This is a genomic window from Flavobacterium sp. HTF (assembly GCF_003105115.1).
Classification (GTDB): Bacteria; Bacteroidota; Bacteroidia; order Flavobacteriales; family Flavobacteriaceae; genus Flavobacterium.
In genome coordinates this window covers 1-11,853 of record NZ_QETH01000060.1, presented here as the reverse complement: position 1 = coordinate 11,853, position 11,853 = coordinate 1, and the positions used below count along the sequence as shown (strand labels likewise).

The 11,853-nt window shown below is 34.2% G+C and carries 10 protein-coding genes; 5 read left to right on the top strand and 5 right to left on the bottom strand.

Going from position 1 to position 11,853, the window contains the following annotated elements; translation table 11 throughout:
- Positions 1 to 62: 62 nt before the first annotated feature.
- The gene (locus DCO46_RS15960) at positions 63 to 443 is read left to right on the top strand and encodes a Rid family detoxifying hydrolase (protein WP_116753502.1); all 381 of its coding nucleotides are present in this window, start codon (positions 63 to 65) and stop codon (positions 441 to 443) included.
- Here DCO46_RS15960 and DCO46_RS15955 read toward each other — a convergent pair.
- The 5 genes from DCO46_RS15955 to DCO46_RS15935 form a co-directional block, all read right to left on the bottom strand.
- Positions 424 to 798: a methylglyoxal synthase gene (locus tag DCO46_RS15955; RefSeq protein ID WP_116753514.1), complete on the bottom strand. Its 375-nt coding sequence runs from the start codon at positions 796 to 798 to the stop codon at positions 424 to 426. The genes DCO46_RS15960 and DCO46_RS15955 overlap by 20 nt on opposite strands.
- Before the next feature lie 10 nt (positions 799 to 808).
- On the bottom strand, positions 809 to 1,660 hold the full coding sequence (locus tag DCO46_RS15950) for an N-acetylglucosamine kinase (RefSeq protein ID WP_116753501.1): 852 nt from the start codon (positions 1,658 to 1,660) through the stop codon (positions 809 to 811).
- 123 nt (positions 1,661 to 1,783) lie between these two features.
- A complete protein-coding gene (gap, locus tag DCO46_RS15945) occupies positions 1,784 to 2,788 on the bottom strand; it encodes a type I glyceraldehyde-3-phosphate dehydrogenase (protein ID WP_035683135.1) in 1,005 nt (334 codons plus the stop codon).
- Between the two features lie 88 nt (positions 2,789 to 2,876).
- A complete protein-coding gene (gene pfkA, locus DCO46_RS15940) occupies positions 2,877 to 3,863 on the bottom strand; it encodes a 6-phosphofructokinase (protein WP_116753500.1) in 987 nt (328 codons plus the stop codon).
- Between the two features lie 305 nt (positions 3,864 to 4,168).
- The gene (locus DCO46_RS15935) at positions 4,169 to 8,680 is read right to left on the bottom strand and encodes a translocation/assembly module TamB domain-containing protein (protein WP_243416330.1); all 4,512 of its coding nucleotides are present in this window, start codon (positions 8,678 to 8,680) and stop codon (positions 4,169 to 4,171) included.
- A gap of 194 nt (positions 8,681 to 8,874) precedes the next feature.
- Between DCO46_RS15935 and tsaD the strand changes: the two genes are divergently transcribed.
- The 4 genes from tsaD to DCO46_RS15915 are packed head-to-tail and all read left to right on the top strand — an operon-like array spanning position 8,875 to position 11,777.
- Positions 8,875 to 9,897: a tRNA (adenosine(37)-N6)-threonylcarbamoyltransferase complex transferase subunit TsaD gene (tsaD, locus tag DCO46_RS15930; RefSeq protein ID WP_116753498.1), complete on the top strand. Its 1,023-nt coding sequence runs from the start codon at positions 8,875 to 8,877 to the stop codon at positions 9,895 to 9,897.
- A 2-nt stretch (positions 9,898 to 9,899) separates the two neighbouring features.
- Positions 9,900 to 10,613 carry a 16S rRNA (uracil(1498)-N(3))-methyltransferase gene (locus DCO46_RS15925; protein WP_116753497.1) on the top strand — a complete coding sequence of 238 codons (714 nt, stop codon included), beginning with the start codon at positions 9,900 to 9,902 and terminating at the stop codon, positions 10,611 to 10,613.
- A 17-nt stretch (positions 10,614 to 10,630) separates the two neighbouring features.
- Positions 10,631 to 11,269 (top strand): DUF4159 domain-containing protein, encoded by a 639-nt coding sequence (locus DCO46_RS15920; protein ID WP_116753496.1) that lies wholly within the window; start codon positions 10,631 to 10,633, stop codon positions 11,267 to 11,269.
- Between the two features lie 10 nt (positions 11,270 to 11,279).
- Positions 11,280 to 11,777, top strand: coding sequence for a TrmH family RNA methyltransferase (locus tag DCO46_RS15915; RefSeq protein WP_116753495.1), 498 nt, complete (start codon positions 11,280 to 11,282; stop codon positions 11,775 to 11,777).
- Positions 11,778 to 11,853 lie beyond the last annotated feature (76 nt).

Sequence of the window (11,853 nt, the reverse complement as noted above, 5' to 3'; positions counted from 1 at the left end):
AGGAAACCTTTGTTAATTTAATGGTTTACAAACCGCTATTCGCATATTAAAATCTTATTACTATGAAAAAAATAATCTTTACTGAAAAAGCTCCGGCTCCTATCGGGCCTTACAATCAGGCCGTATTATCAGGAAACACACTATATGCTTCGGGGCAGATTGCTATCAATCCGGCTTCAGGAGAATTGATTACGGATAATATTAATGACGAAACAACGCAGGTTATGCAAAATATTGCAGCCATATTAGAAGCTGCAAATATGACTTTTGAAAATGTGGTTAAGGCAACTATTTTCATTATGGATATGAATAACTTTGGCGCTATAAATACCATCTACGGATCTTATTTTAACGAAAAAACCGCTCCAGCTCGTGAAACGGTTCAGGTAGCTTGTCTGCCAAAAAATGTAAATGTTGAGATTTCTATAATCGCAGTGCAATAGCATCAAGTAATAATTGTGCCGTTGCCTCATTTGTTGCCAGCGGCACATTATGTACATCACATACGCGAATCAGCATATTAATATCTGCTTCATGAGGATGACTTGAAAGAGGATCCTTAAAAAAGAAAACCATTTTTGTTATTCCTTCGGCTACTCTTCCCGCAATTTGTGCATCACCTCCTAAAGGTCCCGAAAGCATTCTTTGAGTCTTGAAACCCGCAGCTTCGGCTTTTCCTCCGGTTGTTCCTGTACCAATTAACCTGATTTTTTCATGGTGCAAAACAGCTTCATTTTTGATTAGAAAATCAATCAGATCTGCTTTTTTACCATCATGTGCGATAATCGCAATTTCCATAAAACCAGAATTATTGATTAGCAACATGGTAAGCAATTAATCCATCAATAGGTCTTCTTAAAACATTCCCCAGTTTCAGTTCATATTTATCGAATGTCTCCTGTAATTCATCTTTTAGATAAAAGGCAATAGAACCAACAAAATGTACCGGAACTTCGTGACAATTATCAAATTGTTTAATATAATTTTTCACAAAAGATTTCATCCCTTTGAAGATGATTTTTCTGCAAAATTCAGAATCTTTATGTTTGATCAGGAACTTAGCAAAAGTCGCTAAATAGGCATTTGGATTTGGTTCTTTGTATAATTTGTTTTTGATAAAATCAGCATCAAGATTATATTCTTTTTCAAATTCAGCAGCCAGATCTTTAGGCATTTTATTGAAGTAATATTTTCTGATTAATTCTTTTCCAAAAACATTACCACTACAGTCATCCATAGCAATATATCCTAACGATTGTACTTTTTGATGCAATACTTTTCCATCAAAATAACTACAGTTAGAACCGGTTCCTAAGATACTAACAATTGCTTCTTCTCCTTTTGGAGTAGTCGCATAAACTGCCGCATAAGTATCTTCGTGAACTTCAACAATCGCATTTGTAAAATATTCTCTGAATATTTCTGTCAATGCTTTTTGCATTCTTTCTGTTCCGCAACCTGCCCCGTAAAAGAACAAATGTGTTGCATTTTTTTTGTTTTGTAAAATATCAAAACGGTCATTTAATCTTGTTACGATTTCTGGTCCGTCAAGAATTTCAGGATTTAATCCTAAAGTTTGTGTGGTGAATAATACTTTTCCATTATCATCTATTGCAATCCAATCGGCTTTAGTAGATCCACTATCAACAATTAATTTCATTTCTTTTTAGTTTTTGGATTAGTTTTTCCTTAATAAGTGTGTTTTTTACATTAATTAAAGACATAACAAAATAAGAAAATCCCGTTATTTGGAGATAACGGGATTTTGCAAAAATATATATTATTATTTTAAACCTGCAATATGTACAGATAAATCAATCAATTTGCTTGAATATCCATACTCATTATCATACCAGGAAACTAATTTGAAGAAAGTTGAGTTTAATCCAATTCCTGCAGTAGCATCAATGATAGAAGTTCTTTTGTCAGAAATAAAATCCTGAGAAACAACAGCATCTTCAGTATATCCTAAGATACCTTTCAATTCGTTTTCTGACGCTTTTTTCAATACAGCCATGATTTCTTCGTAAGAAGTTTCTTTAGCCACTTTTACAGTTAAATCTACTGTAGAAACGTCTGCTGTTGGTACACGGAAAGCCATACCAGTTAATTTCCCATTTAATTCAGGAATAACTTTTCCAACCGCTTTTGCAGCACCTGTTGAAGAAGGAATGATATTGATTGCAGCAGCACGTCCACCTCTCCAGTCTTTTCTTGAAGGTCCGTCAGCTGTCATTTGAGTTGAAGTTGTAGCGTGAACAGTAGTCATTAAAGCTTCAACAATTCCGAAATTATCGTTGATAACTTTAGCTAAAGGAGCTAAACAGTTTGTAGTACAAGAAGCGTTAGAAACAACTACGTCAGAAGCTTTTGCAGTTTCGTGGTTTACTCCCATTACAAACATTGGTGCATCTGCAGAAGGAGCAGAAATGATTACTTTTTTAGCACCACCTTTAATGTGCTCATTTGCAGTTTCGATAGTTGTGAAGATACCAGTACATTCTGCAACAACATCAACATCAACTTCGTTCCATTTTAAATCAGCCGGATTTCTTTCTGCAGTAATACGGATATTTCTTCCGTTTACGTAAAGTTTTCCTTCTTTAACTTCTACAGTTCCGTCGAAACGACCGTGAACTGAATCATATTTTAATAAATAAGCTAAGTGATCAACATCTAATAAATCGTTGATTGCAACAACTTCTACATTATCTCTATTGAAAGACTCTCTAAAAACGATTCTTCCGATACGTCCAAATCCGTTTATTCCTAATTTTACTTTTGACATTTTACTAAATTTTTGCTTTTGTTTTTATTACACTATTAAAAAGTCTAATTTCCTCACAATAAACTTTCTTCTCTTTAAACTTTTCTATTTATGTTGACATGATATCAGAAACTCTCAAGAGTTCTCTATCAATTTCAGATTTTCCTTTAATTGCTTGTTCCAATGGCGTTAAAACTATTTTATCAGCCTGAAGTCCAACCATATAATTTGACTTTCCTTCTATTAAAGATTCAACAGCTTTTACACCTAAACGGCTTGCCAGAACACGGTCAAAACAAGATGGAGAACCACCACGCTGCATGTGTCCTAAAACAGAAACCCTTACGTCATACTCAGGTAAATTAGCTTCAACATAATCTTTTAGTTCGAATACATTTTTACCAATTTTATCTCCCTCAGCAATAACAACTATACTTGATGATTTTCCTGAAGCTTTACTTTTTTGAAGTGAATCAAGTAATCGGTCTAAACCTAAATCTTCTTCAGGAATAAGAATTTCTTCGGCACCGGCTCCAATTCCTGCATTAAGAGCAATGTGTCCGGCATCTCTACCCATAACCTCTACAAAAAACAGACGGTTATGCGAACTTGCGGTATCTCTGATTTTATCAATACAATCCACAACAGTATTTAAAGCAGTGTCATACCCTAAAGTAAAACTTGTACCATAGATATCATTATCAATTGTTCCCGGGATTCCCATTACAGGAAAATCATATTCTGAATTAAAAATCAAACCTCCGGTAAAACTTCCGTCTCCACCAATTACAACAAGAGCATCTATACCTGCTTTTACAAGGTTTTCATGCGCTTTTTTTCTACCTTCCGGAGTTCTAAAATCAACCGAACGCGCTGATTTCAGGATTGTTCCTCCTTTATTTACAATATTATTTACGCTTCGTGGTCCCATTTCTTTGAAATCTCCTTCGATCATTCCCTGGTAACCTCTATAAATCCCTATGCATTCAATATTATGATAAGCACATGTACGAACAACTGATCTTATTGCGGCATTCATTCCTGGTGAGTCACCTCCTGAGGTTAGAACACCAACTTTTTTTATTGTTTTTGGCATTATTTAAGTATTAAAGTGTAAAATTAGCAAACATTCATCACTTTTCAGGTTCTGATTATAATAAATTAATAAAATGTGTTAAATTCAAACGTTTTCGTTAATAAGTTTTTCTATATGAAAAAATTCATTAAAAATAATAAAAGGCACTTTTTTTAATTAATTCCTTAAAATTAACAATACATTAATGAACTGTTATAAAAATCTATCACATCAAAATTTGCTGAAAAAAGACTAAAATGCTAAAATTAAGCATAAAAAAACCATTATTTATCATAATGGTTTTAGAATAGAATATTTTAACAAAATTAAAAATCATCATTATCAGGAATTACACCCTGATTATTATGAGCTGGTTCAGGTTTTTGATCTTCTTTTTTGTCTTCTTTTTTGTCTGATTTCTTCTGATTTTTTTCAGCTTCCTTTTTATTAGTAAAATTGATATAATCAGGGTTTAAGTTCGAATCCTGCAAATCATCTGACGAGCTTTTGAGGGATCTTTCTATTTTATGGCTTTTGAATATTTTATTTACCAGTTCACTAAAAGTATCAAAATCTACTTCGTACGAGATACCGACTCCTTGTGTATAGCCAATTCCCTGTCCGATATAATTGATATCATTTTCTTTATTAAACAAACGCAGGTTCATCGATCCGTCTTCATTAACGCGGTAAAGTATCTCAATATCCCCAACAATTGCCGATTCGTTTATACCTCCTACAGGAACTCCTACCTTACCATTAATGGTAATCCTGTCGTTTACCTGAGATGTAATATTAGCTACAAACTGGCCATCTGCCTCCTGGCCCAGTCGTTTGTCGGCAGAAATATAATTTAAATCGATATTTACTTTATCATTGTCAGATTTGATGATACCTCCAAAAAGACTCGAAACCGTTTCAGACAGCGTTCCGGAAAAATCTCCCTGACTGAATCCGTCTGTACTCATAAACGAACCTGTTGACAATAAATACAAAGCCTGTGTCTGGCGAATATCTTTATCATCCAGTTTGTATTGTATTTCAGATTTTAATACGCTGCTCACAGATGGGAACTGAATATCAAAATTAGGTTCCGGACTTGCCAAATCTCCTCTTAACCCAATTACCACTTCGACAGGAACTTTTTTATTGAATGAAGAGGTGTTGTCTAATAATACGGCAGGATTTGCGGTTGTTTTATAAACGGCTTCCAGATTAAGCTGTGCCTTCATTGGGTTTCCTTCCCAAATAATTGACCCTCCTTTTTTTACTGCAAATTTTTTGTCAATTAAACCTCCATACTTAAAGTTATAGGTTCCTTCATATGCCTGGAAATCTCCCCACATATTAAATTTGCCCAGGGTATTAATTTTAAATAATAACGAACCATATCCTTTTCCTTTCATACCGTGTCCTGAATTTCTGTCCAGGATTACTTCTACTTCGGCATCCGGTGTGATATCAAAGTCAAACTCCAGCTCAAGACCACCATAGTTTTTTGTTTTCTCCACAATACCATTGGCCAGGTTGAACTTTTCTTTTGGGGTTATAAAATGAATAAAACTGCTTTCGTTTACACTCTGTACATTATTAATCGGAATTTTAACTTCTGTACCTTTTTCAGATTTTGCGTCTACTTTAATAAATAAACTGGATACCGGCCCAGTAATACTTGCAGCACCATTTATAAAAGCGGTTCCAAAATAAGCCGCATCATCACTGTCTTTTGTATCAAGTGCCAATAATCGTTTTGAGGTAATATTCAGGTCTAGTTTCCAGTCTCCAAAATTATGATGTTCGATACTACCGTTTAGCAAACCTTTGGTTCCGTATTTTGTATCGGTCAGCTGGTTATTTCTGAATAAAAATTTCTCGTCTGTCAAATCTATTACAGTCCTGTCGCTTAATTCGTAATCTGTATTTAAGTACGGAACTGTCATTCCTGCTTTTTCTACGTACAACCTTCCGTTGATTTCCGGCTTTTTGACATTTCCTACAACTGCGGCATTACCAGACACTGATCCTCTGATATTCGATAAAACATCACCACCTATAGTTCCTAAAGTTGCCAGATTAAACCCTTGTAGTTTCAAATTAAGATCCAGAAATGTTTCTTTATTTTCGATTGCAAAAGTTCCATCTGCCTTAAACGATTCTGTAAAACCATTTTGAATAGAAGAATTTATAGTAAACTTTCTAAAACTCTGATCTCCGGAAATATCAAAATTCAATGTCCCGAGTTCGGTTTTATTTAAGTTAAGATGATCAATTACAATCGAAGCCGTTGGCTGATACACATCTTTGTTCTGTTTATAATTGACCGTTCCGTTCAGATTACCATTAAATACAAATTTGGAATTAAAAGGCGTAATTTTATTGATATCTACATCTTCAAAATTCAGGACAAGGTCTTTATAATCTGTACCTTTTATAATACCATTTAAGTCAATTTTCTGATCCTCATGTGATAGTATAATATTATCAATGGTAAAATTCCTGAAGTTTTTATCAAAAACTATCTGATTATCTTTTCCTTCGGCTGCATTTAAATACCATAAATAGTCTTTAAATTTCATTTCCGATTTATGAATACCTACAACATTGTTCTTGTTTTTATCAATGGTATGATAAAGGTTCAGGTTGTAATAATCTTCACCCTGGTTTCCTCCTTTAAATTCTGAACGAACAAACAACGTATCTTTTGAGGTTACATTGATCAGACTAAAATCACGTACTTTATAATACGGAGTTTTAATACTATCCAACTCAACATAAGCATTGTAAAGTGGGTTTTTATTATCAATATTGATTCGGATGTTATCGAATGTGTTTTTGTCTGCTGTAATTTTTTGAGAGCGGAACCTGAATTTGAATTCCTGTAAATCCGAATCTATTTTTCCGCGCAGAACCGTAGAGGAATCAATTTCAATTTGAGGATACAACATTTCTACAACCTTGTTGTAAACATGGAGATTGAAACGCAAAAACTGTCCTTTTTTAACTTTATAAGGTTTATAATTGGTATAAAGGCTTCCGACAGAATTCATTACCAGTTTATCTAATTCTTTAAACTGAAATTTACCCACAATTTTTCCATCAACTACATCTGATGAATTAATTGTTATGGTACGAATCCTGCTTTCGTCAAAACTGGAATTTACTGTCAGTTCATCAAAAGCATAAGTGGCTTTGGGGTTCTGATAAGCCGCATCTTTAATGTAAATATTTCCCTGAAGATTTTCGATGGAGTTTCCGCTCAACTGTACAACCGCATCTCCGGTAAAATGTGAAATAGAATCATTTACAAATTTTAGCTTTCGCAGATCGGCATTTTCAACATTGATATGAAAATCATATTTGTTTTCGCGTGTACTTAAATCAACCAGACCATCAAATGTCATGTTCAGGTTCGGATCGTTTACAGACAGCTGTCCTTTGTAATATGGCAATTTAAAATTACCGTTTATCACAATATTATTATAGGTGTATTTATTATAATCTAATTTGGAAATGTCTCCTTTTACAATTGTATTCAGATATTTTTGAGTAAAACCAGTTCCGTCAACATCAAGATTCAAAGTTGTCCTGCCAACATCTTTTCTTTGCAGCAAGGTACCTACGTCAAAATTGTCCAGGATAATATTGCCCGAATAAGAAGCCTTGTCAATAAAATCCATGTTATTCATATGAAGGTCAACCTGGCCATTTCCTAAATCGGTTATCATTTTAAAATCAGTTTCCAGGTCTGTCGTCGAAACTTTTGCCTTACCTACGATATTAAACCTTCCCAGTCGCTTGATTTCTTCAGGAAGCTTTTTTCCTAAAACAACAGGCAATAAAACTACCAGATTATCATAACTCGAAACCAGTTTATCAAACTTTCCATCCATTGAAAATTTCTGATCCTTATTCCCTAAAAGATTTCTGAAATTTATATTTCCAATAATTCTTGAACCGTTTGTATCGCTAAGTCTTAATCGTTTCAAATTAAGATTATTCAGCGTTCCTTTTATTTTTGTTTTAATTTTAAAATGCTGGTTTTTACCCAATCCGTCATAAAAATAACGAAGGTCATTGGTAGCAATTGAAGCAGAATCAAGAGCAACATCAAATTTTACTTTATCTGTAAAAGCCAGAAAATCTCCAGGATTATAGTTTAATATTGCCTGACCATAAATATTTGACCTTTTGGTTTTTATGGCTAAATTTTCGACTCTGATCTGTTTTTTGGTATAACTGAATTTCCCTGCAAAATTCGAAACATATAAGCCACGGTGATCCTGAAATGAAAATCTGTGGATAATAGTATTTACATCAGGTCCGTACAATTTAAAATCGCTGATGTAAGCGTTAAGCTTTACAAAATCAATAAGTTTTGGCGTTCTTTTGTTCTCATCGATTACGGTAAAAACTCCTTTGGAAATATAGGCGTTTTTGGCTGTCAGTAAAAAATGGCGGTTCGTTTTTGATGGTTTATCCGAATCAAATAACCTTATAAATTTATTAATGTTATTTTCGTCTTCGTTTTTATAAGTCTTCAGGTTAAAAAGAAGTCCTGTAAGTCTAAGGTCCCCAAAAATAAGATCACCGTCGAGTAATCTTTTTACACTCAAAATATCGGTAGAAATGATATCCGAGTAAATCATCGTTTTATTATGATGATCTAAAATCAGTACTTTTTTTAGTTTTACACCTCCAAAAATATTGATTGCCACCTTGTCTACGCTTATCTTGGTTTTAAAATCAGTGTTGAGTGATTCTGTAACATAATCAGCAATTTTGGTCTGAACTACAGGCAAAGACAAAATAATAGCAAGTGCCAGTAAAAGTAAAATCAACCCAATTAGGGTTCGTGATATTATTTTCTTTACTTTTTTGATAGCTCTTTAATTTTAGTTTTCTTTTAATTTAATTCTGAACAGGCATAGGACTCCTGTTTTTTAATAAAATTTCTTTAATTTTGGCGTTTACTTCAATCAAAGAAAATTTTAAAATTTGATTTTTCAAATATAATCCAAAATCGTGCCTTTATATGCAAAATTCAGAGGTTTTTATTCTTGCCATCGAAAGTTCATGCGATGATACTGCTGCTGCAGTTTTACATAACGATAAAGTACTCTCAAATGTTGTAGCGAATCAGTTAATTCACAATCAATATGGCGGCGTTGTTCCTGAATTGGCTTCAAGAGCACACCAGCAAAATATAGTTCCTGTAATCGATGCTGCACTACGTAAAGCAAATGTACAAAAAGAACAGTTAACAGCCATTGCATTTACGCAGGGACCTGGTTTAATGGGGTCACTTTTAGTAGGAAGCTCTTTTAGCAAATCCTTATCTCTGGCTTTACAAATCCCGTTAATTGCTGTAAATCATATGCATGCCCATATTTTGGCGCATTTTATAGACGAAGAAGGTTTTGACAAACCTGAATTTCCTTTTCTGGCTTTGACCATTAGTGGCGGTCATACACAAATCGTAAAAGTAAATGGCTTTTTTGATATGGAAATTATCGGCGAAACTACTGATGATGCTGTAGGCGAAGCCTTTGACAAAAGTGCCAAAATTCTTGGACTTCCCTATCCTGGCGGGCCATTGATTGATAAATATGCCAAAGAAGGAAACCCGAAAGCTTTTGCCTTTACCAAACCAAAAGTTCCCGGATTAGACTTTAGTTTTTCAGGGCTAAAAACTGCTATTTTATATTTCATCCAAAAGAAAAAACAGGAAAATCCAAATTTTATCGAAGAAAACCTCAATGACATTTGTGCTTCTATTCAGTATACCATTATTGAAATCCTGATGGATAAACTGAAGCTCGCCGTAAAGGAAACCGGCATAACACAAATCGCAATCGGCGGAGGTGTTTCTGCCAATTCAGGCATCAGAACCCGATTGAAAGAAAGCGAAGGGAAATACGGCTGGAAAACTTTTATCCCAAAATTTGAATATACTACAGACAATGCAGCCATGATTGGAATTGTAGGCTATCAGAAATATTTATCAAAGCATTTTGAAACCGCTGCAGTGGTTTCTAAAGCGAGAATTCAATTTTAATTATGCAATTATTTTACAACCCGAATATAGACGAAACAACAGAAAGCTTTTCTTTTGACAAAGAAGAAAGCCGTCATATCATAAAAGTTTTAAGAAAAAAAGATTCCGATATCCTGCACGTTACAAATGGTTTAGGATTACTATTTGAAACCGAAATAACCTTAGCTTCAGACAATAAGTGTATCGTTAAGGTTCTTTCTGTTACAAAAGCTGCTGAACCAAAATTTCGTTTGCACCTGGCTGTTGCTCCGACAAAAATGAATGACCGTTATGAATGGTTTTTGGAGAAAGCGACAGAAATCGGCATTCAGGAAATCACGCCTGTTTTTTGTGACCGTTCTGAAAGAAAAGCAATTAATCCTGAGCGATTTGAAAAAATCATTCTCTCTGCGATGAAACAATCAAATGAAACGTTTTTGCCAAAATTAAATCCGGCAGTCTCTTTCAAGGAATTCATTAAGCAAAAAAACGAAGGTTTGAATCTAATCGCGCATTGTGAGGAGACTGATAAAAAATCATTGAAAGAAATCCTGAGGCCAAATGAAAATGTTACTATTTTAATTGGTCCGGAAGGAGATTTTTCTGAAAAAGAAATTATCTTGGCAGTAGAAAATAATTTTAAACCTGTAATGTTAGGAAATACACGCTTAAGAACCGAAACTGCAGCAATTGTAGCCTGTCACAGTGTTGTTTTTTTTAACGAAACCCCAAATTAACAAATACCTGAATAACTATGAAAAAAATTTTATTTCTGTTTTTATTGATTTCGTTTTCTTCTTTTTCACAGGAGATTGCTTTGTTAAAGTACAACGGCGGTGGCGACTGGTATGCCAACCCAACTTCGCTGCCTAACCTGATCAGATTTTGTAACGCAAACATCAATACGCGTATAAAAGACAAACCTGCTACAGTTGAGCCGGGAAGCCCTGATTTGCTTTCCTATCCTTTTGTTCATATGACCGGACACGGAAATGTTGTTTTTAGTGACAACGATATAGAAAATCTTCGCAATTATATGTATGGCGGTGGTTTCCTTCATATTGACGATAATTACGGAATGGATCAATATATTAGAAAAGAAATCAAAAAAATATTTCCAAATAACAATCTGACCGAAATTCCTGCAAACCATCCTATTTTTCAGAAACCATATCCTTTCCCGAACGGATTGCCAAAAATTCATGAACATGACGGAACACGTGCACAGGCATTCGGAATTTTTGTTGAAGGCAAATTAGTGTTATTATATACTTACGAAAGTGATTTAGGCGATGGCTGGGAAGATGAAGAAGTACATAACGATACTGCAAATGCAAGAGATAAAGCCCTAAAAATGGGTGCTAATATTATCAATTATATTTTTACGAACTAACATTTAAAAAGTGCAGCTCACCCACGGAGAAAATCAATTTGAAAGAAAAACATTTCCTGTAACGCTGGTTTGTGACCATATTTATTTCCAGCAAAATATAGGTTCGCTTTTCAGGATTAGCGAGGCTTTTGGTGTGGAAAAAATTATCTTTCTGGGAAAAGACATTCCTCTTACTCCCAGAAAGATTAATAAAACTTCAAGAAGTACTCATCTTCATGTTGCACACGAGATTATAGAAGAAACTACCGTTCTTGCTGAGTATCTGACTGCAAACAACTTCGAAATAATTGCTTTGGAAATCACCAGTAACAGCATACCTCTTAAAGAAGTTACGATTCCTGAAAATAAAAAAATAGCCCTTTTGATAGGGAGTGAAATTGACGGGATTTCGGAAGAACTTTTAAAAATTTCAAACCAGGTTGTCCACATCAACATGTTTGGCAACAACAGCAGTATGAATGTGGTACAAGCCGCAAGTATTGCATTGTACGAGATTACCTCTTTATAAAAATAATTTCTCCCACAAAGAGCATCAATTTTACAGAGATAAAGCTTCAATCATAGTTTTGTCCTCTTTTTTTTTA

Excerpts from the sequence above, each read along its gene's own strand:
- DCO46_RS15920 (WP_116753496.1), top strand. The coding sequence starts at position 10,631 with ATGAAAAAAATTTTATTTCTGTTTTTATTGATTTCGTTTTCTTCTTTT.
- gap (WP_035683135.1), bottom strand. The coding sequence starts at position 2,788 with ATGTCAAAAGTAAAATTAGGAATAAACGGATTTGGACGTATCGGAAGA.
- DCO46_RS15925 (WP_116753497.1), top strand. The coding sequence starts at position 9,900 with ATGCAATTATTTTACAACCCGAATATAGACGAAACAACAGAAAGCTTT.
- tsaD (WP_116753498.1), top strand. The coding sequence starts at position 8,875 with ATGCAAAATTCAGAGGTTTTTATTCTTGCCATCGAAAGTTCATGCGAT.
- DCO46_RS15950 (WP_116753501.1), bottom strand. The coding sequence starts at position 1,660 with ATGAAATTAATTGTTGATAGTGGATCTACTAAAGCCGATTGGATTGCA.
- pfkA (WP_116753500.1), bottom strand. The coding sequence starts at position 3,863 with ATGCCAAAAACAATAAAAAAAGTTGGTGTTCTAACCTCAGGAGGTGAC.
- DCO46_RS15955 (WP_116753514.1), bottom strand. The coding sequence starts at position 798 with ATGGAAATTGCGATTATCGCACATGATGGTAAAAAAGCAGATCTGATT.
- DCO46_RS15960 (WP_116753502.1), top strand. The coding sequence starts at position 63 with ATGAAAAAAATAATCTTTACTGAAAAAGCTCCGGCTCCTATCGGGCCT.